The organism is Nostoc sp. UIC 10890 (assembly GCF_054786515.1).
Genome location: NZ_JBSGKF010000001.1, coordinates 2,740,868 through 2,765,943, shown reverse-complemented (window position 1 = coordinate 2,765,943; position 25,076 = coordinate 2,740,868). Strand labels below are relative to the sequence as shown.

Below are 25,076 nucleotides of genomic sequence, written 5' to 3'. Positions count from 1 at the left end.
CAACCTTGCTAAAAATCAATTCATATTACCTGCGATGTTAGGACAACTACTAGCAAGTTGCCCTACAGGGATTATACCCCTAAAATTAGCCGATTGCGGTGGATGTGCAGGAGTTGAAATTCTACACTAGCCACTGTCTCTAGCATAAACAGAATTTGTTCAGGACGCAACAGCAAACCGTCCTGGCGATAGCTACCTAGATAACGGATCACAGATGACATAGATTCTACTTTGCTATTGGAGTTTTCTACTAATTCCAGTTCAAATAAGCGATCGCGCAGATTTATTAACTGGCTCTTGCCTGATTTAGTTATTTGCTCGTACCAAAGTTCCTCTTTTGCTTTGATTGTATCAATCCAGTCTTGCCATTGTATGGGTGTTGTTTCTGCAAGTGCTGTTACAGTAATCAAATACTCTGCGGATTCTAGCAGTTGGGTAGCGGCACTAGCTTTTAAATCTATCTGCTCCACATTATATATAGGTATGTCTGTGGGCATTTCACGAGCCAACTGTTCTCGGAAAGTATCAATTTCCACTGGCACAGTTAACTCAAAATCTGCAATTTCACCGCTGCTAGTAGCTCCTAAAGCCAAAGCAGTTGCTAGAGAAATCCGCGGCATTGGATGAAATCCACCAGTGAAAGCGATTGGTAAGCCTGCTCGCCGCACAACTCGGTCAAAGAGACGGATTAAATCTAAGTGGCTCATCAAAGCCATGTTACCCTGTTTACCAAACCAAAGTCGCAGTCTTTGCGCCTTAGTTGTGTTGGGGACAAACTCACCAGCGAATTGTGGGATAGCAGGTGATTCAATCACGATGTTATGCCCAAAGTCGGTGCCACAGACGCCACAGTGAGAACAACCTTCAAAGGAGCAATCGGGTACAATTGCAGCTTCTAAGGCGCGTTGCAAGTCTTCTTGGAGCCACTTTTTGTCAATCCCGGTATCAATATGATCCCAAGGAAGGGGAATATCGAGGGAGTGGGGAGAGACGCGATTAATCGTGTCTGTACTAGGGAGTGAGGAGTTAGGAGTTAAGAATTGGGCATTTTCCGCATCTTTCGATCTCTTCTGCTCTTGGACATGAAACAAATTCCATTCGCCATTCTCTACTTGACGGTATTTCCAATCTAGATCGGCTTGGGCGATCGCAGACCCCCAAGCACTAAAAGCTTGATCTAAATTTTCATACCAGGAATCCATACCTGCTCCCAATTCCCAGGCACGGCGGACTACTTTGCTTAAATTGCGATCGCCCCGCCCAACAAAATCTTCCATTGCCGAAATGCGGACATCGGTAAAATTTACCTTCACTCCTTTTATTCGGCGGAATTCTTGCCGCAACAAGTTTTGTTTACGCTTAAATTCAGCGGTAGAAACTGAGTGCCACTGGAATGGTGTATGGGGCTTGGGCGTAAAGTTAGAAATTGTCAGGTTAAAGCTTAGGGGTTTTCTACCCTTACCTCGACATTCTCGCTGTAACCAGCTTACTGTTTCGGCAATGCCCACAACATCAGCATCCGTCTCACCCGGCAAGCCAATCATAAAATACAACTTTATTTTATCCCAGCCTTGCTCCCAAGCGGTTTTGACTCCCCGCAACAATTCTTCATTCGTCAAACCCTTATTTACAATGTCTCGCATCCGCTGAGTACCAGCTTCTGGAGCAAAAGTTAGTCCACCTTGGCGCGTACCTCCAAGGATGTTGGCAATATTCTCATCAAATCTGTCTACCCGTTGGCTTGGTAGAGTCAGAGAAATGTTTTCATTTTTTAAACGATTTTTGATTTCCATCCCCACTGCTGGTAAGGACAAATAATCAGAACAACTCAGAGATAGTAGAGAAAACTCATTGTAACCAGTTGCCCGCATACCCTGTTCAATTGCTTCTACAACCTTATCGGGTTCTACATCCCGTGCTGGTCGAGTCAGCATTCCTGGTTGACAGAAGCGACAGCCACGAGTGCAACCACGTCGAATCTCAATGGTTAAACGGTCATGCACCGTTTCTACATAAGGAACTAAACCAATGGAATATGCTGGTATGGGAGTTGCCACCCTTCGCAGAATTCGCTTTGGCACATCTAGGCGACAAGGATGAACTGAGCCATCCTCTGCCATGTCGTAAAACTGAGGCACATATACGCCTGGTATCTGTGCTAAATCCAGTAACAGATGTTCTCGACTTAATCCTGCTTGTTTGCCTTCTTCCAATACCAAACCAATTTCTGGCAGTAGTTCCTCTCCATCTCCAAGGGCGATAAAGTCGAAAAAGTCAGCGTAAGGCTCAGGATTCGATGTCGCTGTTTGCCCACCAGCGAAAATCAATGGAAATGAGGACTGGGTATCGGGAAATTCTCCCCTGTCCTCTTGCCCCTCTGCCTTTCTGCTCTCCTGCCTCTCTCTCCACGTCAAGGGAATTCCAGCCAAATTCAACATTTCGAGGATATTAGTTGCACCCAGTTCGTAACTGAGGCTAAAGCCTAAAATGTCAAATTCTGTGAGCGATCGCTTTGACTCTACCGCAAACAATGGCGTATTAGTTTCGCGTAGTTTGTCTGCCAGGTCTTTTCCTGGGAGGTAGGCGCGATCGCACAATTGACGTGGTTGGGCATTCAAAATGTTATAAAGGATGATGTGCCCTAAATTAGATGCACCGACTTCATACACTTCTGGGTATGTTAAAACCCAATGTATTGCTGTCGTATCCCAAGGTTTATGTACTGCTAACAGCTCGTTACCCAAGTAACGAGCTGGTTTTGAAATACCCGACGTTATTAATCTTTCAACTGCAACAACCACTGTGCTATCTTCTAGCTACCTTAATTACAGCTACTCAACCCCAACCTTAGCATTGAATTAGGTCTTCTAACAGAGTTTATCATTGCAACTTACAACTCCTTTACATAAACTCCACTTAATTTCCCGAACCTTTGTGATTTTACATAAATTTATATTTGGGCCAACTCGGCTTCACCGTCTAATATTTCAAATACCCTATCGAGTTGCGTTAATTCAAAAATAATTCTAATTGTTGGAGCAACAGCGCAAAGCTGGCAACTCCGTCCTAAAGTAAGAGCCAGCTTGTGTGTAGATAACAATGCCATCAACCCCGCACTGTCTAATGATTCTACTGCTGCTAGGTCTACTACCAAGATGGAAATACCATTTTGTGCCAACGCCGTAGTCATATCTCGTTCAAATTCCAAGGCGTTTGCAGCATTCAAACACCCTTGGGGGCGAATAACTGCAATCTTGGGATAGTTAAGCACTGCTTGCATAGTTACATCCTGTTGAGAATTGTCGAAGCGTCAAGCTAAGGATTATTTGAACATAAACTCTATTTTGTTGCATCGACCATACGTCTTAGCTCTCTTTGCTGAATCTTTATTGCTTTAGTATGTCTGTTTAAAGATTGTTATAATTCCAGGTTAAAATGTGTTTATATATACTTTTTTTTTATCTCAGTTCAAAAACAATCAACTATAGACAGCCATAGAGCAGACAAATTATCAGTAACTATGCTGAGAAACCTTGCCTAGTCTATAACTAGAGCTAATTTAGCCAAGTCTTAACGGTAGGTTAAATCTCCCACTTTAGCGTTGCTAATGGTATACCGGAAAGTCATAGCGAATTATCTATCTAACTAATTAAATTGTGATATATATCACTAGTAAGTTAGTATTTGGATCACTCTTTATACTGAGACTGATCTGGGATGATTAGTATCATATTACAGTTGGGTTATTACTTATGAGAACTCAGTACGCTATTCGTAAATTGGTAGAAAAAGCTCTCGACATTAAAAAACTAACTCCTGAGATAGAAAATGAAATAAACTCAGAACTGACGGAACTTGGTTACATTTCTGATGTTGATTACGAAGCCTTAGAATTATTAATGGCAGAGATGGATGCTGGACGAGTCCAGTTGGTTCCTAGCCTGGGATTTTAAAATAATTTGTAATTCGTAATTCGTCGTAATGATGCTCTCTCTAAGAGACGCTCTCGATAGCTTGCTTCACTGTAAGGATAAGTAGACTCGCTACCGTTACGCTAACGTAATTAAGTTTTGTAATGGGGATTGAAAAAGAGCCATGAAACTTGTTTATGACGAGAGATTCTTGACTTAAAAACTTTTCTATGAGGCTAATTATTTAAATATTTAAGGTGGCGTAAACTTTGATAATGAACCTCTACATCGTGCATTCATAGTAAATCGCCAGTCATTGCTAAGTAAAAAACTCAGCACTTAGCACTCAGAACTATCTTGGTATGCTTGCCAAAGTTGGTGAATAAACTGATTGAGTTGCTGTTTGGCTACTGAGTCAGGTTCAGTTTTTGGTTCTTTTGCTAAAAGTTGGCTTAAGAAGGTAATTACTTCTGTATCTAAAGCTGGTCGAAATAAATTGGCAGGCCAAAGCAAGTCAGATGCATCTCGCAAATCGGTAATTAGCGATGATTCTTGAGTCCAAGTGACCATTAATAAGGGACGCACCCAGCACAGCTGGCGGGAAACTACAAATTGAATAACTTCTGCATACAGATTTCTGTCGCCATACTCTAAAGACACAATTTGTCCCGGTTGAAGAAAATCTAGGCTCATGTCCATCATTATGCAGTTTGGGCAGGGGCAAGGATTATTTTGCAACTTCCTTAATCTTAAAAGTGAAAATGCGCTACGTTAAGGAAAGCTTCTGTAAGATTAGGGTAGCACTCTTATGGCAGCCATGTCTTAGACATCTGTCTCACAAGGGGCTACGCAAAACTAATACAACCAATCCCTGGCAGCAAAGGGTTTTCCTAACATAGTATCTGAGCAGAAATACTATAGAATAGGTGAACGACTGTTAAGCGATCGCAAAACAGAGACTTTGTTGTAGTGAAGTAACGAGAAAAGAGCAAAGAGCCGTGTCAGTTGAAACTATTCAAAAGCCTTCCACAACCCGCAAGCTCGCGCCTCGGTATCGCGTTTTGCTCCATAACGACGACTACAACTCTATGGAGCATGTTGTACAGTCACTAATCGCCACTGTACCAAGCCTTACCCAACCCCAAGCTGTGAGCATCATGATGGAAGCCCATACTAACGGGCTAGCTTTAGTCATTACTTGCGCCCTGGAACACGCTGAGTTTTATTGCGAAACATTGAAAAGTCACGGTTTAAGTAGCACGATTGAACCTGATGAATAGTCATTGGTCATTGGTCATTGGTCATTAGTCGAAGTTTAGAGTATTGGCTGCTGATTAGTGACTTATTTAGTATGAAAGAAAACCTTGTCCGTTTAGCCGAACGCCCTGCCCCTATTAGGCTGGGTTTTTTTATTTTGAGTTTACTGTTATTATGGTTGCCATTTGCTACACCAATATACTTACTAGTGCATGATTCAAACTTAGAAAGTATATTGACATTGGTAATGTTATATGTGATTTTTATTTTTCTCCTGAGATTATGGGGTAAATATGTCTACCAGCAGCCCCAAATTCTGAGGCATTATGGCTTAGAATTCACGCGGCAAAACGGTGTGGATTTACTGCGTGGCTTGGCTCTGGGGATAATTAATATTCTGATACTTTTTGGGGTACAAAGTTTGTTGGGTTGGTTGGTGTGGCAACAACCGAAAGTTTTTTTGCTGAAAGTTGTTTTTGAGGGTTTACTTGTTGCTTTGGGCATCGGATTTGCTGAGGAATTGTTATTCCGAGGCTGGTTGCTAGATGAATTACAACGAGATTACAGTCCGCGTGTGGCACTGTGGACAGATGCAATTGCCTTTGCTACATTGCACTTTATTAAACCCTTGGAAGCAATTATTCATACACTGCCACAATTTCCAGCTTTAGTACTACTGGGGTTAACGCAAGTATGGGGAAAGCGTTGGCGTAGAGGACGCTTGGGTTTTCCAATTGGTTTGCATGGTGGTTTAGTTTGGGGTTACTACATTATTAATGTAGGTAAATTAGTGAAATATTCTGGTGAAGTTCCTGATTGGGTAACTGGTGTGAATAATAATCCCCTGCAAGGAGTGATGGGGGTGTTGTTAATGAGTGTACTAGCTTTGGGGATACGAGGGCGAACAGTGAAAAATTAAAAATGGGTGATGAACTTGTAGAAAAATAAAATATCGCCTAAAAAGAAACTACATTAATATTCCATTTAGGCAAAGTATCAGAGTGTAGCCAAAAGGCTTTTAGAGATTCAATATCAAATAAAGGTTTAGGGTTAAAAATAATGGATTGTAGTCGTCTGGAATATATCAAAAATGTTAATGATGATAAAGCGTGGGCGTATAAAAGCTATCCTGTTGGAGCTTACTTTCAGTTAAACTTTAAAGAGAGTGAGGCTACAGGTGTAGATAATCACGCGTTTAACTTACCAAAAGGATCTTTTATCATCCTTTCTCAAAAACCGCATGGGTACGACGAACGATACTTGACGCATGTAGTTGAGCTGGTTAATGAGGGAAGTGAAGATGAACCTCAACGCGAAAGAGGTACATGGGGCATTTTCCGATGGGTTAAAGTTCATTGGATTGCTGATTTTACGGATGTCAGCCGTATTCCTCTTGATCAGAAGGAAATGATAGCCAACTGGGGTTGGTATGATACTAAAGCTAAATTGTTGTCTAGTAAAAACTTGACAGATCAGTGGGGTAATATCGATAAATTAAGAGCGCACTTAGGAAAAGTCTTTAATTAAACGATCGCCATAATTCACCTTACGCGATCGCACCTACGCCACATTTTTGACTGAGATAATTCCTTCACTACACCATTGGATCAGTAGCCATCTGTCAGAATCTTTATCTAGTGCTGGCTTGAGACGGAAATTAAAAACCTCTTGCCATACCCCTACTCCATACTGGGATACAAAATCTGCTTCCAGTTCTTTGAACTGTTCCCATTGGCGATTTGCGATCGCGCTCAACATGGGAATGATTGTAGTGATTGAGACTTCTGCGGCGACGGGTGTCATTCTGGGTAATCCTCAAAAATACAAATAATCGGCATAGGTGGTTTTTTAGTGTTGATGATTTTAACCAACCGTTTACCTTTGCTTCTGGCAAGCGCAAAACAGGCTAACTCTGTTTCTGCTGCCGACCAATCTCTTAAATCTGATACCGGGTCAAACTCCTCTTCATCTGAGCTGTTTGATTGGCTTTCGTCGCTCATGCTTTGATTCGTTAATAGGGACTGCGACTAGGTACAGTTTGGCTCACAAATTTTCACCTGCTGAAACCGCAAGCACTAACAGATAGTAAAATCTTAAGTAATTGACATGATATTGTAAAGTAACGTACTGCGGCGAAATAATTATAATTTTAAGGAGATTGCTTGATGCCAAACTCATGCCACGTTTACCTCTTACGGGATGGGCAACATCAAGTCCTAACCATTCCTGATGAATTTGCTCTATCCAGCACAGAAGTTTTGTTACGCAAAGAAGGTAATCGATTAATCATCGAACCTATTTCTTCCGGTTCTCTACTTTCACTGCTTGCCACTTTGGAAGATATTACAGAAAACTTTCCTAACATAGATGAAGGGTTACTGCCACTCGATGACATTGTGCTTTAATCTTGGCCAATGACCTATCAATACCTGCTAGACACCAACATTATTTCAGATTTGGTAAGACATCCTCAAGGTTTGGTGTTTCAGCGGCTTATAGGCGTGGAGGAAAACTGCATTTGTACCAGCATTATTGTAGTGTGTGAACTGCGATTTGGTGCAGCTAAAAGTGGCTCTCTCCGTCTTCTTCATCAACTAGAAAGCATTCTTCAAGTGTTGCCTATTTTGTCGCTATCGTCTCCCGTGGATCAGCACTATGCGGTAATTCGTACACACTTAGAGCAAACAGGAAGACCCATCGGCCCTAATGACTTACTGATTGCTGCCCATGCCCTAGCCCTTAACCTGACGCTTGTTACAGCAAATGTCCGCGAATTTGAGCGCGTACCTGGTTTAAGCGTAGAAAATTGGCTACTTTGAAGGCATACATTGGGGTGCTTTAGTATTTATTATTCATTGCAGTTTGTATAAATTAACCCCTATTCAAAACGCAACCTCCACAACTGTACCCACCACACAAGCTTTATTCAAATTAACGCCGCTTAAATTTGCACCTTCTAACTCTGCACAGAGTAAATTCGCTCCTGAAAAATTCGCCCCTGCCAAATTCGCCCCCCGCAAGTCGGCTTCTTCGAGGTTTGCTTCACTCAATAATGTTCCTTGCAAATCGGCGCGGCTCAAGTCTGCACCTTTGAGATTTGCCCCAGTCAGGTTTGCACCGCGCAAGTCAGCACCGCGCAAGTCAACGCCTTGCAAGTTCACATTCATTAAATTGGCACCACTCAAGAAAGCACCCACCAATGACACATCACTGAGTCTTGCTCCCATCAAGTTAGCGCCACGCAAATTGCTACCCCGCAAGTCAGCACCGGTTAAATCTGCTTGCATCAGGTTCGCTCCCATCAAGTTTGCCCGCAAGTCAGTTTGTTGGAGGTTGGCTCCCATCAAATTTGCCCCCTCCAAATGTCCACCTTCGAGCTTAGAACCAGCAAAATTAGTGCCGACAAGGCTAGCGCCAGCAAGATTAATCCGGCTTAAATCCAGTCGGGAGAGTTCCTCGTCTTCTAAATTTGTCCCTGGAAGTTGTTTGAGTTTTCCTAATCTAATGGCTTCAATATTCATGTAAAGTAACTACCAATCTCTTCACTGATCTTGCTGTGGCTATCCCATTGGGAATCAAGTATCCAGATGCCGGCGCTGAATTTGGGTGTCATCAAGGGTAAGTCGAGTCCCTGTTGTAAACCCATGACTAATAAAGTTAAGGTATCTACAAGTTTAGGGTCAAAGCGCGTAGATTGTTGCTGTCTGCACTCATCTAAAGCTTGAGTAAATATCTGTTCCCGGCTTTGATTTGACGATTTTCGCTCATTGACTCGCCACTGAAAATCTGCCAATAATGCCAAAATTCTCGACTCTAGGGGAATTTCATCTCCAGCTAAACCTGCTGGTTCCCCTGTGCCATTCCACCACTCGCTTTGGTGAGTAATAATTTGGGCAACTGCTCGTAATCTTGGCATAGTTCGCAATACTTGCGCCCCTGGTACTAAGGGACAAGTTAAAGGACAACTGGGAGCATCTTCTTGGTAGCGTGTGGATACACCACCTGTGAGTACGCTTTCTGCTTTTTGTAATGGATCTATGCGATGTAACAAAGCCGCCAAACGCAATCTTTTAATTTGCCATGCAGGAAGATCCAGAAGCTGGGCGATCGCTTCCGCAAGAACTACTATTTCCGCTGCTGCCATTGGATTGTTGACATCTGCCATATCCATCAGTTGCGCCATTCGCAAAAAGGCTTGGATTTCGTTAGAAACCAAGTTGCGATCTAGGGTTTGTTTCTGAAGTGCTGTAGGGATGGATAAATTCTCTTGCCCAGTTTGGAGGTAATCAACTACACGGGAGACAACTGCACCTAAATTTTGGGATCTGTCCATTGATGGTACAATTTGCTGCTTATCGCCTGTGAGTTTTTCCGCCAGTTCTGGATTGTATTTTTTAATGTGAGCGATCGCTATTTCTGCTGTCTCTTGCACTAACTCTGGCTCAAATGTCCACAAGCCATAGAATTTGCGCTCTAAGTCCGATGTCGGTACTCCAGCGCTGCCATAATCAGCCTCAGATAATTCTTGACAAATTACCATTGCTGTGTATTTAGGTGACAAAATAATTAAGTGCCACTCTTGCGCCACTGGATCGGCTGCATCTAATCCTACTAAGTCTACATTGGGTAGCTGGCTGGTAGGATGTTCAGCAAAGCCAGATTCAGCAGCTGCCATGATGGCAATTTCGCGGCTGTACTGGGCGATGTCTGCATATCGCCCGGCTTCTTGTAGATACCATTTACCTTGTTGAAAGGCTGTGATGACTAAGGGTGTACCGTCATCGGTTAAGATATGGTCTTCTAAAGCGTGGCACAGGGCAACTAAGGTATTTTTGTAGTAAACACCGAATCGAATTGGCCTGGTGGTATGGCGATGAGCTGCTTCGAGCTGTTGTAGGATTGAACCTTCTAACATGGGATTTGGTAAAAATAACCGCAGAGGCACTGAGGAAGATAGAGGGAGAAATTCAGAATTCTCAATTTCTCCACATTTTAGTGTTTTCTAGGATACACCCGCTAACTGTTTTTCTTTCGTCTCTAATGGTGCTGTCAATGCTGCTTCTAAGTCAGCACAACCCAGCTTTTCTTCTAAGATTTTCATGACTTCGCGCCCGAAGTCGTTGGGGTTTTGTTGCCAAGCTTGCAAGCAGACTTCGCCGAAGAATGAACCAAGGGGTTCGGGATTCCAGAGAAGTTTTTTGGCTGTCCACGGCATCAAACTCATTGGATCGTATCCTGGTTTGAGGATGCCTTCTTTGAAAGCGTATTCTTCTAAATGGGTATGGGGTTGTAGTCCAATAAAGAAAATGGCGGGTTCGACTTTATCAGCACCAAAAATCCGTTCTAGTTCGCGGTGGTAAGCGATGGTTTGACGGATGGTTTCGGGACGTTCGTCAATCACATTAAAGGAGTAGTTAACGGAAACTACGTCGTTGAAACCAGCAGCTTTTAAGTCACGACAGTTTTGCAAGACGGTTCGCAAGTTATACCCCATCCGCATTTTCCGCACAAGTTCTTGAGAACCACTGGTAATCCCGATTTCAAAATAGTTCATCCCAGTTTTCGCCATCAAGTCACACAATTCTGGTGTCAAATTGTCGGCTCTGATATATGCTGCCCAGTGGATATCTGTCATACCAGAATCGACGATTTTTTGCAATAGTTCTACAGCATCGGCGATAAATTTTTTCGCGGGGATGAATTGGGCATCAGTAAACCAGAAATTGCGAATGCCGCGATCGTATAATTGGCGCATCTCAGCAACTACTTCATCTGCTGGGTTGATGCGTACTTGTTTGCCTTCGACAACGGTGTAGACGCAATAACAACAGTTGTGAGGACAACCACGCTTAGTTTGTACACCTATATAAAAGTCTTGCTCTTGCAGGTAAAAGTTAAATTCCGGCCAGATGCTTTCGATATAGTCGTAGTTACAAGCTGTTTTTTCTATTGGGGTGGGTTGTTCGTGAATTAGCCGTTGACGTGGTTGAGTTTCTCCGGCAACGTAACAGCGTTCATCTCGAAAATCTTTGCCACTTAAAAGTTTTTCCAGCAGGGTTTCGCCTTCACCTACAGAAATAATTGTCCCTTGAGGTAAGCTTTTGCCCAATTGTTCGTAAAATACGCTGACTGCACCACCACCGACAACTACACGAGCATCAGAATTATATTTTTGGGCACGGTTTAAACCGCGTTTGATTAAGCCCTGGTTTCGCCACAACTCTACATAGTAAGCAATGAAGATTCGCAAACCGCCCAATCCGCCGCGTAGTTTCAATAGAGGATTCTTGGCATAGTAAAATTCAAAAGCGTTTTGCAGAGGGTTGCCACCACGTCCGCCAACTGGGGCATAAATTTGAATATCCCGCCAAGAAAATACTAGTAGTGTCGGTTTAAATTCATCAATACAGCGATCCAGAGCCGAACTGTAATCTAAAGGTGGTACTGTTCCCAAATCAAAGATGCGCTGTTCAATATTAGGAAACTGCTTGTGGACATGATCGCTTAGGTAGACAACCCCAATAGGAAAGATGGGGTTACAAGGAAGGCGAACGTAAAGAATTCGATTTTCCATCATCTGTGTTTTAACTTCCATCTTGCCAATCTGTGGAGAAAGCGAGAGAAACATCCAGTCTTAAAGTGTGTGCTTGTTTTATTTGGTTTTATTTATCACAATCGTGCTTGACATTTCAGCCGATTACTGGTATTGAAAACCTGCTGTTAGCAACCGCGGAAAACGCTAAAATTGCTGTGCATAAAACATACATAGAATCTATAGAGAGGTTTATGAAGACATTTTTCATATAGCTTTACCATAACATCGAGTTTATTCATTAAGTGATGATCCCAGGCGATTAATTCTGGGATAGATGAAACAGCAAAACTCACTTCCTCGCTATGCTAAAAGCAAGGGGATCGTTGTTATGTCAATTCCTTAACAATCTGCTTTAAGAGAATTGAAACTTTTATACCAGCAAAAAATATCAAAAACTTTTATTTATAGTGTATAATTCCGAAAAAGGTGTGAATAATTACAAAATTTTCATAACTGAAAATATATCTTTAGACAGAAATAATCTACAAATACTCAGTTGGTATTCGCAGTTACAACAACTGGGGATCAGTGGGTGCTAGGCTTGGCTAGTGTAATGTAAAATTGTGGCGTAAAGCTCCTCAGCAGTTATGGCTCAAATATTAGATCCTCTACCACCTGAGCAATCAGGAAAAATTCTCTGCTGCTACATTAATGCCACGAGCAAAATACAGGTAGCTCGCATCTCCAATATTCCCAACTGGTATTTTGAAAGGGTTGTTTTCCCTGGACAACGTTTAGTTTTTGAAGCTCCGCGAAAAGGTCAAGTGGAGATTCATACAGGGATGATGGCAAGTGCAATTTTATCCGATAAGATTCCGTGCGATCGCCTGATGCTCGAAGAACCCAGTACTAATGAGTTTGATACAGACTCATCAGATGAAAAAGACCCTTTTAATACCAAATTAATGGTGCAGCAAATTAATACAAAAATCGGAGATACTACAAAACCCTTGCAAATTCTTGGTTTAGCATCGGTTGATTAAAAAAAAACAATTTTATCTAAATTTAAGGGTTGCTAATTTAGCAGCCCTTTTTGTTTACTTTTTGTTTATTATTTATTGGGTATGGGGCATTGGTTATTCTCATTGTCTCCCTCATCTCATCTACAATCATTCTTATGAATCTGCCTTCATTTCTTTGGTTGTGGAAAATAGCGGCCTGGTCGATGGGGTTGTCCCTGCTGGCATATCTAATGTTAGCAATCACCGGCGTTTGGATGTTTCGGGCGAGAACTTCGCAACAATTTCCTTTTATTACGCCATTTATAGGCGGTAATAAAGGGGTGCGATCGCTCCACTATACAATGGGCATCAGCATGGTAAGTTTAGTGCTACTACTGCTAGCGATCGGCATTGTTGGCACTTTAGGGCACTTTGGCTCACTAGGACACTCGTCACATTTGGTTGCTGGGTTAATAGTGGTAGCATTAGTTTTACTGTCTGCTTTCAGCGCCACACAAATTAGTGCCAGACGACCTTGGGCTAGACCCTTACACATCGGCGCAAATATTATTCTATTTGTAGGATTTGCCTGGGTATCCCTGACTGGTTGGATTGTAGTACAAAAGTATTTACCCTAAACAATTACGAATTACGAATTACGAATTACGAATTATTAAAGTGGCATACCTTATTTGCAACACTCCAGCTAAGACATAGACTTACCCTACAATGAAGAAAAGCATTGTAATTGAGCCGTGACAGCAAACTCAGCCAATATCTCAACTTCTATTTTTCGTCTGTCTCCTTTGATTCGGATAACGTTGCTGAGTCTATACATAGCACTCACAGTCCCATTACCTTTTTTATCGCAGGTAACAGCCGCACCCGTACCTCCAGAATTATTGTGGATAGGGATTGGTATAGGTTTTGTTGCCTTGTACGCAGTATTAACTGAACAAGTAATGGTAGATGACGAGGGAATTCAGGTTACTTACCCCGCCTGGGTGCCGAGCTTTTTTCGTAAAGGCTGGTCTTTAACTTGGTCACAAGTCAAAGAGTTAAAACCCCGCAGCACTGGACAAGGAGGACTAGTTTATTACTTCCTCAGCCAGGATGGGAAAGCTTATTTATTACCGATGCGTGTAGCTGGATTTGCCCGTTTGGTGCAAATTGTCCAAGCAAAGACGAGCATTGACACCACAGATGTTCGCCCTTTAGCGCAGCCCTGGATGTACCTGATTTTACTGGGATGCACACTGCTGCTACTATTAGTCGATGGCTGGGCGATCGCTACAGCCTTAACTAGTACACAATTAACTTAGGTTATTTCTCTGCAATCCCCAGTCCTGTTGAATACAGCAAAAGCCACACTCAGGCTAGAGCAAGTTAATCTGTTTACAAAGCTGAAAACCCAACTTCCCGGCAATCAGCAAGGGTATCCCATATTGCGAGATATTGACTTGGAAGTATTTCAGAGCGAATGCATTGCAATTGTAGGCCCAGTAGGCGCTGGAAAAACTTCGTTATTACGCCTTATCAACCGCCTAATTGAACCCACAAGTGGTAAACTCTATCTCGAAAATCAAGAATATCGCCAAATTCCTGTCATCCAGCTACGCCAAATAGTGACACTTGTATTGCAAGAATCTAAACTGTTGGGGATGACAGTTGGGCAATCCTTGGCTTATCCTTTAGTTTTGCGTGGTTTGCCCAAACAGACAATTCAGCAACGAGTCAATCACTGGACAGACCAACTGCACATTCCCAATGAATGGTTAGAGCGAACAGAGGTGCAACTTTCTTCAGGACAACGACAACTAGTAGCGATCGCTCGTGCTTTAGTCATCCAGCCTAAAATATTATTATTAGACGAGCCAACCTCTGCCCTAGATGCTGGTACGGCTACTCATCTAATGCAAATCCTAAACCAGTTGAGTCAAACTCATCAAACCACAATTCTGATGGTCAATCACCAACTGGAACTAGCCCAGATGTTTTGCACTCGGTTATTACACCTGCAACAAGGTCATTTATTCGCAAATCAAACAGCCTCAGAGATAGACTGGGTTGAATTACGAAAAAGCTTGATTCAAGCAGCTGCTCAAGACGATTTTGGATTTTAAATTTTGGATGAGACAGGAATCAGGAATTGTTTTCTTACCCCCCCTCACCCCAGTACTCAATGCCCAATGCCCCATGCCCAATGCCCCATTCACACTTGACTACTACTAAGTGTTGAACGTTGATTACTAAATCTCTCTCTAGCTAACTTTGTTGTTTGTGACTGTGAAATATTAGTATTCAAAATTTCCATGTTAAAACGGTATCCAACATTGCGGATAGTTTGAATCAAATTGGGTTGCCGAGGATCAAGTTCAACCTTTTTCCGCAGCGACAAAACGTGAGTATCAATGGTACGAGGGTTATCGATAGCATCAGGCCAAGCACGACGCAGCAATTCCGACCTACTTAGAGGTACTCCACCAGCTTGTGCCAAAACGTACAGCAAACTGAATTCCTGGGGCGTTAAGTCAATGAACTCCCCTTGGAAGCGGACGCGGCGCTGAACTAAATCGATTTGCAAAGTGCCATAATCCAAGTAAGCTGGTGCAGTAGGTGTGCGCTTTCGGCGAATCAGTGCCTCTACCCGTGCCAAAAACTCTTGCATCCCAAAAGGTTTGCTCAGGTAATCATCTGCACCTGCCTTTAAACCTGCAACGATATCAGCTTCACTATTACGGGCAGATAGCATTAAGATTAGAGGCTGCTGCTGACGATGCAACCAACGACAAAACTCAATGCCATCACCATCAGGCAGGTCTGCATCTAAAACTACCAGTGTTGGTTGATGGCTTAAAAATACTTCCCTTGCTTGATAAATGCTGGCAGCTTGATGCACACGGTATTCCAGTTGTTGCAAGTGCCAACCCAACAACGACCTCAGATGGGGATTCCCCTCAATGATTTCTATACAAACCGAACCCACGGCGGCAAGACCCCTTAGCGTCTGATGACTTTCAAAGTAACAAGCCCATCTCTAAGGTTTTGTAGCCTTTGTTACTTCAATTACTATTAGCTTTACATTTCCTCATAAAAAGAGTGGCAATATCTTTAATTTATGCCTTGCCAAAAGGCGATTAGAAATATTGTTAAATTTTTATTAAATTTATCGAAAGGTTTGTTAGACTTATCAAAAGTTCTTTTAGCTTAATATTCTGTTTTTAGATGGGTGTAATGTGGAAAATATTTATAACCCAACCAGCTAACCATTAGTACAACAGCTTTTTAACCTGATGATGAAAGTAGATTTTTTCCGCAAAAAATCTAGCGCCCCTATCCAGAAATATAACATCAATACAATTGGGCTGTTGACCATGAAAATCATAAAAATAACTTAGCTGGTCACTAGAATCGATGTTTTCTGGAATAGGATAAAAGTAGCTTGTAGCTGCTAGGAGGGTACTGCCCAAAGTAGATGTGTTGACTTTGAGTTGATGCCAAAGTGAAATTACACTTCACATTTGAGCGTGAATCATTTACAATTCTCATTCCAAAGAGATTAATACAGCAGTTATGCTCCAAGACACACAAACCATCCGCTATTACCAAAGACTCACCGACGCCTTCGCCGAGTTATGGAATCGCGGTTATCGCACGGATGACATGCGGATGTATTTGGATGGATATCTAGCCGCATTGCGACATAGCAACGTCATTGAACCTTATCTGATTCATCGCCTAGAAGAGGAAGCCAGCCGCTACTTGTACGATGGGTCAAATTTTGCAGTGCCGCAACCACAGCCACAACCCGATTACTACTAAGTACCATTTATCTGGTCATTGATAGTAACCGTTAATTACCGCAGATAATTATAGCATATTATCTGTATTGGTCAACGGGTTGCCGTGGTGTGAAATTTGGAGAAATTATTGTATTGATAAAACGCATCCCCTCAGCCCTATATTGGTCTTGCCAATGCGACTGAGGGGATTGTTGATTTAACCTGAAATTGATTCAAAGACAGGTTACCCTCTTCTCTACGAGATGCTATTAGCGTTAGAGGAATTAAAAATTACAATTCCTATAAATAAATTTAAGGGACTTCCAAATAAAAAAATATCCAATTATTTATTCTGCGGTGGCGTCTCGTCATTAGTGTCAACTTAAGCCCAAACCCCTTTAAAACATCGTTTCCAGCTTCTAGCTGGAAATGCTATTCATTGCGACTTTGCCGCAAGTTTTGAGGGTGTAGCCTCATTGGGTATTCTCAGTTAGAGACTGGGAACAAGATAATCTCTACAAGCTTGTTCTAAACTGGTTTTCAGGTTAAATTTAGGGGCTTGTATAGAATAGCACTAAGAAAAGTCCAAAAGCTTGTTCTGACTGGTTCCCAGCCTCCAGGCTGGGAACCAGTCAGAACAAGGGCTGTGTCTTAACTTAGTGCCATTCGGGCTTGTATACTTTTTTTTCGGTCAAGTATTTTTATCAGAAACCTATTAAAAAACCTTGAAAGGGGAGATATATTTCCCCTTTCAAGGACATTAAAAACGGTACACTGCCTTGATTGCAAAGCACAGATTCAAAAAGATAGCCTCTGGTTTGTTGTAAACCGGAGCTTACGAGGCTAGAGCTACTTCTACCTTTTGTTGCAATTCACCTTTTTGGTAAAGTTCAATCAAGATGTCAGAACCGCCAAGGAATTCACCATTGATATACACTTGGGGAATTGTGGGCCAGCTAGAGTATTCTTTAATACCTTGACGTATTTCAGGGTCTGATAGAACGTCAATCGTCTCAAAGGGAACTCCCAAGGTATTGAGAATCTGCACAACGTTGTTGGAGAAACCACATTGGGGCATTAACTTGTTTCCCTTCATGAAAACTAAAATCTTGTTCTCTTGTAGCAAGCTATCAATTTTGTCTTTGAGTTCTGGTGTCATGGTATTTATGTTTCCTATGTTGGATTCAACAGTGAGGAGTGAGGAGTCAAAATTCATAACTCCTAACTCTTATTTACGAAGCTGCTGTTGCTTGCCAAGCTTCGGGAGTGTATGTTTTCACCGCCAAGGCATGAATTGCTTCAGTTGACATAGCTTGACCCAACGCACCATAAACTAACTGGTGCTGTTGCACTAGTCCCTTACCTGCAAAGTGCGATGAAACTACTGTCACCTGATAGTGGTCACCGCCACCAGTCAAGTCTTGCACCTGAACCTGGGCGTCTGGCAGTTCCGCCTTGATCATTGCCTCAACCTGCTGCGGACTAATCATCGCAATTCCTGAAAAAACTTACTTTTCTATTATTAACAGATATGGAGCAAATGCCTGTGCCAACTTCAGGTTTTGGCAAGGCTGTAGATAAACGCGCCTCTGAGGTGTATTTTTGAGAACGCTCAGATTTTGGCTACGGTAGATAGCTCTATCCTAGCACTGGAGCATTTCCAGGCGACTGGTTGGGGAGATAGGAAAAAAGAGACAACAAAAATTTAATTTATTTTTTTGGCGATGAGGAAGATGAAGTACCGCCTTCTCTGGGATAAGGAGAATCAACAAAACCCAATTCAAACAACTGTTTATAGGCTTTCTTGCCTAAATCCCGTGTCGGATTTTGACTCTTAATTATTTGAACTAATAACGGTACAGCTAATTCTGGCTGATTTTGGGCGCGATGTACCAATGCTAGCTGAAAGGTAGCTTCATCTCGCTTTTGGGCTGTTAATAGAGCTTTTTGACGCTGAGAATCAGAAACTCTATTGTCAATTCCCGAAAAGCTAGAATTTAACTCTTGATAAAAATTAGATAGCTGATTATAAACCTGACGTGCTTCTTGTAGTTTCTTAGCAGCTAAGGGGTAGTTTTGAGCAGAAACGGCTTGTTCTGCATCTTTTACTAAGCGATCGCCACCTTCAATGCTCAAAAGGCTGTTACTTTGGGTTATGGGGCGGAGGTTATTGGGATCGTTGGGGTCAATGGGTTGTGGTTGGCTGGTAGTGCCTGGTGACTGTGATACCTGAGCATTCACAGGTGATAGCAGACTAAGGACTGCTATGACTGATAAAACAGTACGGTGCATCAAGGTAACAGCGGCAGCAGTGTTCATGGGATCAATTAGTGCGACAACTATATAAACAAGTTATGGAAACTTCGGGTATCTTAACTCTGTTTTGGTATTGGACAAAGCAAAGTTACATCCTAAGTATCTCTGATTTAGGACTGAAAATCGGTTTAATAGAGTTCCCATTACCCCTGTATAGTAACTAACTTAAATAGTTGTGATCAGCGATACCCACAGTGGACTGGGTTAACGCGTTAATTTCTCTATAGATCATCAATCAATTCAATAGTTTGCAGATAACTCTTAGCTATTTGCTCAAAAAAATGCCAATTTGGCTGAATATCGCGTAGATAGAGAGTAATCTATATATGTATACATCCTCAAAGGTTACAAATATCACTAATCTTTTGTGACTTATTCAGGATGGATATAGCAGTTAGCAATTAGTGTCAAACCTTGAAAACGTGCAGTTTCTTAATCATGCACGATTAATGGTCAATGCTTAAGAGCCAGTCTTGGAACTCTTTCTTGATGTTTAACTAGATCAAGAATTAGTAATTTCTGCAAATGCGTGATTAGTAACTTTTGTTTCTTGATGGCTTAATTGTTGCAGTGCCTTTGCTAAATCAGATGTGATGCTTTTGGCATCTTGTTTTATACAGCCACTCATGTAATCCGTCACTCTGATTGGGGAGCCAATGTCAATACTTACATCTGTACCCCAATTTGGATAGGGTTGGCTGTAATTAATGCCTATGGGTATAATTTTCACTCCCAGCCCGGAATGACTAGATTCAGCACTCAAAGCAAGACGAGCAATTCCTGGCTTCAACTGGTGAACTTGGCCATCGCGAAAAATATTACCTTCTGGAAAGATTACCAGGGTTTTGTGCTGCTGAAGTAGGTCTACTCCATGTCGCAGCGTGCGGATTGACGGATGCTTAGAATTTACAGGAAACCCCCCTAAACGTTGAACAAACCAGCCTTGCAAACCTTGGCATTCGTCAATAGTGACCATAAATCGCAAGTCTTGCTTTCTCAGACAAGCAGTAGCGTAGGGTACAAGCAAGGCATCCCAACGCGCCCGATGGGTAGGTGCAAGGATAACAGGCCCAGTTGTAGGGATATTTTTTTGTCCGGTTATTCTAATTTGTCCAAAGAATAATGGTAATAGGCAGTGACGCCCTAATAAATATGCCAGGGGACTTAACCAAGGAGAAACCCTTGAAGTAGTACGAGCTACTTGAGGATCTGCTGGTGGGCGCTGGCAGGTATCGGATGAAGAGTAAAATTCCATCATGACGGATGCAGCTGATTGACGGGTAAAAATTTAACGGAAAGCCTGATTAGTTACACCGTAGATTCTCTTGCGTGACTTGTGTCGTACTAGATGGACAGTTTTACCTCTGTCCGTTAGTTTACCCTACGCCGCTTAGTGGCAAACCAAGTCTGTAATTGCTGACGACAAGCTGACTCTAGAATGCCTCCGATTACTTGGAGACGGTGATTAGAAGCAGTACTGTCGGGTATGTTAATAACTGTACGAATTGCGCCAGTTTTTGTATCGTCTACTCCATATACAACTAATCCTAGACGCGCTTGAATGATCGCACCTGCACACATGGGGCAAGGTTCAAGAGTTACATAGAGTGTGCATTCATTAAGATGCCAATTTTGTAAAGTTGTTGCAGCTCTCTTGAGAGCGAGAATTTCCGCATGGGCGGTAGGGTCTTTGTCACGTTCTTTTCTGTTTTCTCCTTGTGCCAGCAATTTGCCTGTTGGATCAATGATAACAGCACCTACAGGGACTTCACCTGCATCACCTGCTGTTTTTGCTAATTCTAGGGCATAACTCATCCATTGTTGATGTATAAGATATTCTGTGTATTTAGTTAGCATATTCTTATCAAGAAAGGCAGAGGGAATACTGCTTCTTGCTATCTGCCACAACTTCTCATAGAGCAAGGGTTTAAGACAATAACACCAAATTAAAATTTGGCGGCTCTCTCAACAGGAGGGGGTCTGAATCCAATACGGTTGGGTTAAGGGCTAATTGTACAAAATCGTGGGTTTTCGAGACGCGATAAATCGCCGTATCTACAAGTGTTTTGGTGTTATCTGAACTGTATTGGGTCTGAATCCCCAACTGAGGTAAAACCTCCTGCCCTCTGCCTCCTTCAATGCTAAATAGCGGCTTGGGCTAAAAGGGGATCGAGTTGACTTTGTGTGTCTAGCTGATAGAGGTCATCGCAGCCGCCAATGTGCTGGTTATTGATAAAAATTTGTGGTACTGTACGGCGTCCGTTAGCGCGTTCTGCCATTTTAGCTCTGGCTGCTTCGTCGCCGTCGATTTTATATTCAGTAAAATTTACACCTTTCCACCACAGCAACATTTTGGCACGAATACAGTAAGGGCAAGTTTGCCAGGTGTAAAGTTCGACATTGGCTTTGACTCGCTCTGGATGGCGATTTAAGAGGGGATTAAGAAAGTCCAGCATATTTTTATTAAGCAAGGTTGAAACTATGTCTCTAGCCTAGATCATTGCTTATCGCATCGGCGCCGGAACCCACTTTTGGAAGCTCTCTAAATGATTCCAGTAAGCCAAATATCCAGTCAATGCCCAAATTAAAGCGGCTACTATCAGCACTGCTACGCCAATTAGGCGCCAAGTTCGGTTGGTTTTCCAATAGAGAGTTGGTGCTGCAAAAACACCACCTAACCCGGTTAAAATAAAGCCGATTCCTGATAAAAGCGGTTGGCGTGTCATATTCAAGTTGATGATGCGGATACCGACTACGATCGCAACTGCACCAGCAAAAAAGCCGTAAACTGCTATTGTCAATAAATCCCAATTTTGAGCAAGGGCGATCGCAGCCGCAACAAACAAGATTCCAAAAAGAACACTTGTTTCACCGAAGGCAATGTTAAAGCTGCCGGTAACTGGCCAGGTAAAACTCATGTGTAAACCAGTTGTGAGTGCGATCGCGCCTGTAATCCCGAAACCGGGAATCCACTGCTTTTGATTAGAGCTATCTATACCACGATATACATAGTCAGCCAGTAGAAATAACCCAGCTACCATATTGATTAACATTAGAGTGATGTAGTCGATAAACACGATTAACCTCTTAATTTGACCAGATATTTACTTTGTGTATCGTTTTTCAGTTTTTAGTGAATCTACTAGCTTTCTTGTTTGTTATTTTATACCTAAAGATAGACCTGAATAAAAGCAACATTATGGATCTACACTGCTAAATATTTGTACCAGTTCTTAACTTAGTAACTTTTAAACAGGTTTTATACTGGAGTTGTAGGAGTGAAAAATTAGGATGTCTTAACTGGCACTTTTCTAACGAGTTAGCAGTAAAACTTAACTTTCTTCCACGTGTATCCGCCCTTTGGTAGACTTGAAAACTGAAATAGGCAGATAAAACGACGCAAATTCAAGCAGCTGAGAGGGCAAACTCTGTGGAAAATACACTTGGTTTAGAGATTATTGAAGTAGTAGAGCAAGCCGCGATCGCATCCGCAAAGTGGATGGGTAAAGGCGAAAAAAATATCGCTGACCAGGTAGCTGTGGAAGCTATGCGGGAGCGGATGAATAAAATCTATATGCGGGGTCGCATTGTGATCGGGGAAGGCGAACGTGATGACGCGCCTATGTTATACATCGGGGAAGAAGTTGGTATCTGTACCCAACCAAATGCCTCAGCTCTCTGTAACCCTGATGAATTAATCGAAATTGATATCGCTGTTGACCCTTGTGAAGGTACGAACTTAGTAGCTTATGGGCAACCTGGTTCGATGGCTGTCTTGGCAATTTCTGAAAAGGGTGGATTATTTGCTGCTCCTGACTTTTACATGAAGAAGTTAGCAGCACCTCCGGCAGCTAAAGGCAAGGTAGACATCAACAAGTCAGCAACAGAAAACCTCAAGATTCTCTCTGAGTGTCTAGAGCGTTCTATTGAAGAACTCGTGATCGTGGTGATGAAGCGCGAACGCCACAACGATTTAATTAAAGAAATCCGTGAGGCTGGAGCGAGAGTCGCCCTAATTTCAGATGGTGATGTGGGTGCAGCTATAAGCTGCGGTTTTGCTGGAACTAATATCCACGCGCTGATGGGTATCGGTGCGGCTCCTGAAGGTGTAATCTCAGCAGCTGCAATGCGTGCTTTGGGTGGACACTTCCAAGGTCAACTGATTTACGATCCCGCAATCGTAAAAACAGGTCTGATTGGAGAAAGCAGAGAAGCCAACATTGATCGTTTAAAGTCTATGAATATCAATGACCCCGATAAGGTCTATGATGCTCATGAACTGGCATCTGGTGAAACTGTTCTGTTCGCTGCTTGCGGCATTACCGCTGGTAATCTCATGGAAGGTGTACGTTTCTTCAGCGGTGGAGCAAGAACTCAAAGCTTGGTAATTTCCAACCAATCGAATACGGCTCGATTTGTTGATACAATTCACATGTTTGGTAAACCCAAGACTCTCCAACTGAACTAATTTTTAGGGAATGGGGAATGGTAAAAGTAGGGACGAAGCATTTGGAAATAAATCTTTCTATAAAACGGAAAAATAGTCACCTAAATGCTTCATCTTTACACTAGTTAGTAGTTAGTATTTAGTGATTAATTATTGTTTGTTGGTTGAAAAAACTATCAACCAATAAATAATAATTCCCCATTCCCTATTTTCACTCACTGCCCGATTGCCAACTACCAATTAGTAACTACGATTTAGCAAATGAATATAGCAGTGGTGGGGTTAAGCCATAAAACAGCCCCTGTAGAAGTCCGGGAAAAACTGAGCATTCCAGAACCACAAATTGAAAGTGCGATCGCTCAACTGGCCAGCTATCCCCATATTGATGAAGTTGCAATTCTTAGTACTTGTAACCGTCTGGAAATTTATATTGTCACCAGTGAAGCAGACCAAGGTATTCGGGAAGTAACGCAGTTTCTTGCGGAATACAGTAAATTACCCGTGCTTTCTCTGCGACAACACTTGTTTATGTTGCTGCATGATGATGCAGTAATGCACGTTATGCGGGTAGCAGGTGGTTTAGATAGTCTGGTACTTGGAGAAGGTCAAATTCTGGCTCAGGTGAAGACTACTCACAAACTGGGACAGCAATATAGTGGTATAAAAACCATTTTGAATCGATTATTTAAACAAGCGCTGACAGCTGGGAAGCGGGTTCGCACTGAAACTAGTATTGGTACTGGTGCTGTCTCGATCAGTTCGGCAGCTGTAGAGTTAGCGCAGATAAAAGTGGCAAATTTAGCAGCTTGCCGAGTGGTAATTTTGGGTGCTGGTAAAATGTCGCGGCTACTGGTGCAACACCTCATTTCTAAAGGTGCTGTGGAAATTAGTATTGTAAATCGCTCTCGCGATCGCGCCCTAGAATTAACAAAGCAGTTCCCTCAACAACCGATCAATATTCATCCACTATCGGAAATGATGGCAGTAATTGCCGATAGTGATTTGGTGTTTACAAGTACTTCTGCTACAGAGCCAATACTTGACCGTGCCAAATTGGAAATGGTTTTAGAAGTTCAGCGCTCTCTAATGTTATTTGATATTTCTGTGCCGCGTAATGTTCATGCGGATGTAAATGAACTAGAAAATGTGCAGGCGTTTAATGTGGATGATTTGAAGGCAGTAGTAGCGCAAAACTACGAAAGCCGTCGGAAAATTGCACAGGAAGCAGAGAAACTTTTAGAAGAAGAAGTCGAAGCCTTTGATATTTGGTGGCGCTCTCTTGAAACTGTTACCACTATTAGCTGTCTGCGAAATAAAGTCGAAACCATCCGCGAACAAGAGTTAGAAAAAGCTTTGTCGAGATTGGGTTCGGAATTCGCTGAAAAACATCAAGAAGTAATCGAGGCATTAACACGGGGAATTGTCAATAAAATTTTACATGACCCGATGGTGCAATTGCGATCGCAGCAAGACGTTGAAGCCAGACGGCGCTGTATGCAAACTCTGCAAATGCTGTTCAACCTCGATGCAGAGGAACAATTTAGTTAAACTGAACAAAAAAATCCCCGATTTCTATGAGAAGTTGGGGATCTGAGCTTTTCAATTAGATATAGTTCTAATTAGGGCTTGCTGAAAAAGTCTGATGGCTGGGGTAGGCAATAGGGAATAGGCAACAGGCAATAGTTTCATCCTGATTTTTGGTGTTTTTTTGTGACCTAATCCATGAGAAATGCAAGATTTTTCAGCCTGATACCCCAATTTACTTGCACCTGTTTCTACAAAAATAGCCCCAAAGCATTGAGAAATCAACGTTTTATCATTATTCAG

The 25,076-nt window shown here is 42.3% G+C and carries 29 protein-coding genes; 13 read left to right on the top strand and 16 right to left on the bottom strand.

Annotated features, from left to right (window positions below):
* Positions 1–71 precede the first annotated feature (71 nt).
* Both ACWATR_RS10940 and ACWATR_RS10935 read right to left on the bottom strand, forming a co-directional pair.
* Positions 72–2,801: a TIGR03960 family B12-binding radical SAM protein gene (locus ACWATR_RS10940; protein ID WP_460332180.1), complete on the bottom strand. Its 2,730-nt coding sequence runs from the start codon at positions 2,799–2,801 to the stop codon at positions 72–74.
* A 149-nt stretch (positions 2,802–2,950) separates the two neighbouring features.
* Complete coding sequence (locus ACWATR_RS10935) at positions 2,951–3,280, bottom strand: STAS domain-containing protein (protein WP_069070121.1); 330 nt, start codon at positions 3,278–3,280, stop codon at positions 2,951–2,953.
* 472 nt (positions 3,281–3,752) lie between these two features.
* Between ACWATR_RS10935 and ACWATR_RS10930 the strand changes: the two genes are divergently transcribed.
* Positions 3,753–3,953 (top strand): hypothetical protein, encoded by a 201-nt coding sequence (locus ACWATR_RS10930; protein ID WP_069070122.1) that lies wholly within the window; start codon positions 3,753–3,755, stop codon positions 3,951–3,953.
* A 297-nt stretch (positions 3,954–4,250) separates the two neighbouring features.
* On the opposite strand, the gene ACWATR_RS10925 is transcribed toward ACWATR_RS10930, so the two are convergent.
* On the bottom strand, positions 4,251–4,610 hold the full coding sequence (locus tag ACWATR_RS10925) for a hypothetical protein (RefSeq protein ID WP_460340333.1): 360 nt from the start codon (positions 4,608–4,610) through the stop codon (positions 4,251–4,253).
* Positions 4,611–4,909: 299 nt separating this feature from the next.
* Between ACWATR_RS10925 and clpS the strand changes: the two genes are divergently transcribed.
* The 3 genes from clpS to ACWATR_RS10910 all read left to right on the top strand — a co-directional run bounded on the left by clpS (position 4,910) and on the right by ACWATR_RS10910 (position 6,695).
* Complete coding sequence (gene clpS / locus ACWATR_RS10920) at positions 4,910–5,191, top strand: ATP-dependent Clp protease adapter ClpS (RefSeq protein ID WP_069070124.1); 282 nt, start codon at positions 4,910–4,912, stop codon at positions 5,189–5,191.
* 71 nt (positions 5,192–5,262) lie between these two features.
* Complete coding sequence (locus ACWATR_RS10915; RefSeq protein ID WP_460332177.1) at positions 5,263–6,087, top strand: lysostaphin resistance A-like protein; 825 nt, start codon at positions 5,263–5,265, stop codon at positions 6,085–6,087.
* A gap of 140 nt (positions 6,088–6,227) precedes the next feature.
* Complete coding sequence (locus tag ACWATR_RS10910) at positions 6,228–6,695, top strand: hypothetical protein (protein WP_460332175.1); 468 nt, start codon at positions 6,228–6,230, stop codon at positions 6,693–6,695.
* A gap of 33 nt (positions 6,696–6,728) precedes the next feature.
* Here the strand turns inward: ACWATR_RS10910 and ACWATR_RS10905 are convergent, their stop codons facing one another.
* Together ACWATR_RS10905 and ACWATR_RS10900 are read right to left on the bottom strand one after the other, a co-directional pair.
* Positions 6,729–6,971 carry a hypothetical protein gene (locus tag ACWATR_RS10905; RefSeq protein ID WP_460332173.1) on the bottom strand — a complete coding sequence of 81 codons (243 nt, stop codon included), beginning with the start codon at positions 6,969–6,971 and terminating at the stop codon, positions 6,729–6,731.
* Positions 6,968–7,168, bottom strand: a complete 201-nt coding sequence (locus ACWATR_RS10900) for a hypothetical protein (RefSeq protein ID WP_460332171.1) — start codon at positions 7,166–7,168, stop codon at positions 6,968–6,970. The genes ACWATR_RS10905 and ACWATR_RS10900 overlap by 4 nt, the downstream gene beginning before the upstream one ends.
* A 165-nt stretch (positions 7,169–7,333) precedes the next feature.
* Between ACWATR_RS10900 and ACWATR_RS10895 the strand changes: the two genes are divergently transcribed.
* Together ACWATR_RS10895 and ACWATR_RS10890 are read left to right on the top strand one after the other, a co-directional pair.
* The gene (locus ACWATR_RS10895) at positions 7,334–7,573 is read left to right on the top strand and encodes an antitoxin (RefSeq protein WP_298911707.1); all 240 of its coding nucleotides are present in this window, start codon (positions 7,334–7,336) and stop codon (positions 7,571–7,573) included.
* A gap of 9 nt (positions 7,574–7,582) precedes the next feature.
* Positions 7,583–7,987: a PIN domain-containing protein gene (locus tag ACWATR_RS10890; protein WP_460332168.1), complete on the top strand. Its 405-nt coding sequence runs from the start codon at positions 7,583–7,585 to the stop codon at positions 7,985–7,987.
* Between the two features lie 63 nt (positions 7,988–8,050).
* Here ACWATR_RS10890 and ACWATR_RS10885 read toward each other — a convergent pair whose 3' ends face one another.
* From ACWATR_RS10885 to ACWATR_RS10875, 3 genes are all read right to left on the bottom strand, one after another.
* Positions 8,051–8,689, bottom strand: a complete 639-nt coding sequence (locus ACWATR_RS10885; protein ID WP_460332166.1) for a pentapeptide repeat-containing protein — start codon at positions 8,687–8,689, stop codon at positions 8,051–8,053.
* Entirely contained in the window at positions 8,686–10,083 is a 1,398-nt protein-coding gene (locus ACWATR_RS10880) for a DICT sensory domain-containing protein (protein WP_460332164.1), read from the bottom strand. The genes ACWATR_RS10885 and ACWATR_RS10880 overlap by 4 nt, the downstream gene beginning before the upstream one ends.
* A gap of 87 nt (positions 10,084–10,170) precedes the next feature.
* Positions 10,171–11,763, bottom strand: a complete 1,593-nt coding sequence (locus tag ACWATR_RS10875) for a photosystem II high light acclimation radical SAM protein (RefSeq protein ID WP_460332162.1) — start codon at positions 11,761–11,763, stop codon at positions 10,171–10,173.
* 587 nt (positions 11,764–12,350) lie between these two features.
* Here ACWATR_RS10875 and ACWATR_RS10870 point away from each other — a divergent pair.
* From ACWATR_RS10870 to ACWATR_RS10855, 4 genes are all read left to right on the top strand, one after another.
* Positions 12,351–12,746: a DUF1830 domain-containing protein gene (locus tag ACWATR_RS10870; protein ID WP_194041932.1), complete on the top strand. Its 396-nt coding sequence runs from the start codon at positions 12,351–12,353 to the stop codon at positions 12,744–12,746.
* Between the two features lie 134 nt (positions 12,747–12,880).
* A complete protein-coding gene (locus ACWATR_RS10865; protein ID WP_460332160.1) occupies positions 12,881–13,342 on the top strand; it encodes a DUF4079 domain-containing protein in 462 nt (153 codons plus the stop codon).
* Positions 13,343–13,459: 117 nt separating this feature from the next.
* Complete coding sequence (locus ACWATR_RS10860; RefSeq protein WP_460332158.1) at positions 13,460–14,026, top strand: hypothetical protein; 567 nt, start codon at positions 13,460–13,462, stop codon at positions 14,024–14,026.
* A 27-nt stretch (positions 14,027–14,053) separates the two neighbouring features.
* Complete coding sequence (locus ACWATR_RS10855) at positions 14,054–14,827, top strand: ABC transporter ATP-binding protein (RefSeq protein WP_460332156.1); 774 nt, start codon at positions 14,054–14,056, stop codon at positions 14,825–14,827.
* Between the two features lie 89 nt (positions 14,828–14,916).
* On the opposite strand, the gene ACWATR_RS10850 is transcribed toward ACWATR_RS10855, so the two are convergent.
* Positions 14,917–15,690: a response regulator transcription factor gene (locus ACWATR_RS10850; RefSeq protein ID WP_069070133.1), complete on the bottom strand. Its 774-nt coding sequence runs from the start codon at positions 15,688–15,690 to the stop codon at positions 14,917–14,919.
* Between the two features lie 587 nt (positions 15,691–16,277).
* On the opposite strand from ACWATR_RS10850, the gene ACWATR_RS10845 reads away from it, so the two are divergent.
* Positions 16,278–16,526: a DUF6761 family protein gene (locus tag ACWATR_RS10845; RefSeq protein ID WP_069070134.1), complete on the top strand. Its 249-nt coding sequence runs from the start codon at positions 16,278–16,280 to the stop codon at positions 16,524–16,526.
* Between the two features lie 795 nt (positions 16,527–17,321).
* On the opposite strand, the gene grxD is transcribed toward ACWATR_RS10845, so the two are convergent.
* The 7 genes from grxD to ACWATR_RS10810 all read right to left on the bottom strand — a co-directional run bounded on the left by grxD (position 17,322) and on the right by ACWATR_RS10810 (position 21,879).
* A complete protein-coding gene (gene grxD, locus ACWATR_RS10840) occupies positions 17,322–17,645 on the bottom strand; it encodes a Grx4 family monothiol glutaredoxin (RefSeq protein ID WP_181931897.1) in 324 nt (107 codons plus the stop codon).
* A gap of 73 nt (positions 17,646–17,718) precedes the next feature.
* A complete protein-coding gene (locus tag ACWATR_RS10835) occupies positions 17,719–17,976 on the bottom strand; it encodes a BolA family protein (RefSeq protein WP_162396946.1) in 258 nt (85 codons plus the stop codon).
* A gap of 220 nt (positions 17,977–18,196) precedes the next feature.
* The gene (locus ACWATR_RS10830) at positions 18,197–18,805 is read right to left on the bottom strand and encodes a hypothetical protein (RefSeq protein WP_069070137.1); all 609 of its coding nucleotides are present in this window, start codon (positions 18,803–18,805) and stop codon (positions 18,197–18,199) included.
* Positions 18,806–19,304: 499 nt separating this feature from the next.
* Positions 19,305–20,060, bottom strand: a complete 756-nt coding sequence (locus ACWATR_RS10825) for a lysophospholipid acyltransferase family protein (RefSeq protein WP_460332152.1) — start codon at positions 20,058–20,060, stop codon at positions 19,305–19,307.
* Between the two features lie 113 nt (positions 20,061–20,173).
* Entirely contained in the window at positions 20,174–20,659 is a 486-nt protein-coding gene (gene tadA, locus ACWATR_RS10820) for a tRNA adenosine(34) deaminase TadA (RefSeq protein WP_460332150.1), read from the bottom strand.
* 284 nt (positions 20,660–20,943) lie between these two features.
* Positions 20,944–21,258 (bottom strand): glutaredoxin 3, encoded by a 315-nt coding sequence (gene grxC / locus ACWATR_RS10815; RefSeq protein ID WP_069070140.1) that lies wholly within the window; start codon positions 21,256–21,258, stop codon positions 20,944–20,946.
* 48 nt (positions 21,259–21,306) lie between these two features.
* Positions 21,307–21,879 (bottom strand): DUF981 family protein, encoded by a 573-nt coding sequence (locus ACWATR_RS10810; RefSeq protein ID WP_460332148.1) that lies wholly within the window; start codon positions 21,877–21,879, stop codon positions 21,307–21,309.
* Between the two features lie 353 nt (positions 21,880–22,232).
* On the opposite strand from ACWATR_RS10810, the gene glpX reads away from it, so the two are divergent.
* Positions 22,233–23,270, top strand: coding sequence for a class II fructose-bisphosphatase (gene glpX / locus ACWATR_RS10805; protein ID WP_194041998.1), 1,038 nt, complete (start codon positions 22,233–22,235; stop codon positions 23,268–23,270).
* Positions 23,271–23,510: 240 nt separating this feature from the next.
* The gene (locus ACWATR_RS10800; protein ID WP_460332145.1) at positions 23,511–24,797 is read left to right on the top strand and encodes a glutamyl-tRNA reductase; all 1,287 of its coding nucleotides are present in this window, start codon (positions 23,511–23,513) and stop codon (positions 24,795–24,797) included.
* The last annotated feature ends 279 nt before the right edge of the window (positions 24,798–25,076 follow it).

Coding starts and splice junctions, on each gene's coding strand:
- ACWATR_RS10925 (WP_460340333.1), bottom strand. CDS start 4,610: ATGGACATGAGCCTAGATTTTCTTCAACCGGGACAAATTGTGTCTTTA.
- ACWATR_RS10800 (WP_460332145.1), top strand. CDS start 23,511: ATGAATATAGCAGTGGTGGGGTTAAGCCATAAAACAGCCCCTGTAGAA.
- ACWATR_RS10845 (WP_069070134.1), top strand. CDS start 16,278: ATGCTCCAAGACACACAAACCATCCGCTATTACCAAAGACTCACCGAC.
- ACWATR_RS10870 (WP_194041932.1), top strand. CDS start 12,351: ATGGCTCAAATATTAGATCCTCTACCACCTGAGCAATCAGGAAAAATT.
- ACWATR_RS10910 (WP_460332175.1), top strand. CDS start 6,228: ATGGATTGTAGTCGTCTGGAATATATCAAAAATGTTAATGATGATAAA.
- ACWATR_RS10930 (WP_069070122.1), top strand. CDS start 3,753: ATGAGAACTCAGTACGCTATTCGTAAATTGGTAGAAAAAGCTCTCGAC.
- ACWATR_RS10890 (WP_460332168.1), top strand. CDS start 7,583: ATGACCTATCAATACCTGCTAGACACCAACATTATTTCAGATTTGGTA.
- tadA (WP_460332150.1), bottom strand. CDS start 20,659: ATGCTAACTAAATACACAGAATATCTTATACATCAACAATGGATGAGT.
- ACWATR_RS10885 (WP_460332166.1), bottom strand. CDS start 8,689: ATGAATATTGAAGCCATTAGATTAGGAAAACTCAAACAACTTCCAGGG.
- ACWATR_RS10935 (WP_069070121.1), bottom strand. CDS start 3,280: ATGCAAGCAGTGCTTAACTATCCCAAGATTGCAGTTATTCGCCCCCAA.
- ACWATR_RS10875 (WP_460332162.1), bottom strand. CDS start 11,763: ATGGAAGTTAAAACACAGATGATGGAAAATCGAATTCTTTACGTTCGC.
- ACWATR_RS10905 (WP_460332173.1), bottom strand. CDS start 6,971: ATGACACCCGTCGCCGCAGAAGTCTCAATCACTACAATCATTCCCATG.
- ACWATR_RS10895 (WP_298911707.1), top strand. CDS start 7,334: ATGCCAAACTCATGCCACGTTTACCTCTTACGGGATGGGCAACATCAA.
- ACWATR_RS10900 (WP_460332171.1), bottom strand. CDS start 7,168: ATGAGCGACGAAAGCCAATCAAACAGCTCAGATGAAGAGGAGTTTGAC.
- ACWATR_RS10830 (WP_069070137.1), bottom strand. CDS start 18,805: ATGAACACTGCTGCCGCTGTTACCTTGATGCACCGTACTGTTTTATCA.
- grxC (WP_069070140.1), bottom strand. CDS start 21,258: ATGCTGGACTTTCTTAATCCCCTCTTAAATCGCCATCCAGAGCGAGTC.
- grxD (WP_181931897.1), bottom strand. CDS start 17,645: ATGACACCAGAACTCAAAGACAAAATTGATAGCTTGCTACAAGAGAAC.
- ACWATR_RS10880 (WP_460332164.1), bottom strand. CDS start 10,083: ATGTTAGAAGGTTCAATCCTACAACAGCTCGAAGCAGCTCATCGCCAT.
- ACWATR_RS10865 (WP_460332160.1), top strand. CDS start 12,881: ATGAATCTGCCTTCATTTCTTTGGTTGTGGAAAATAGCGGCCTGGTCG.
- ACWATR_RS10915 (WP_460332177.1), top strand. CDS start 5,263: ATGAAAGAAAACCTTGTCCGTTTAGCCGAACGCCCTGCCCCTATTAGG.
- ACWATR_RS10825 (WP_460332152.1), bottom strand. CDS start 20,060: ATGATGGAATTTTACTCTTCATCCGATACCTGCCAGCGCCCACCAGCA.
- ACWATR_RS10835 (WP_162396946.1), bottom strand. CDS start 17,976: ATGATTAGTCCGCAGCAGGTTGAGGCAATGATCAAGGCGGAACTGCCA.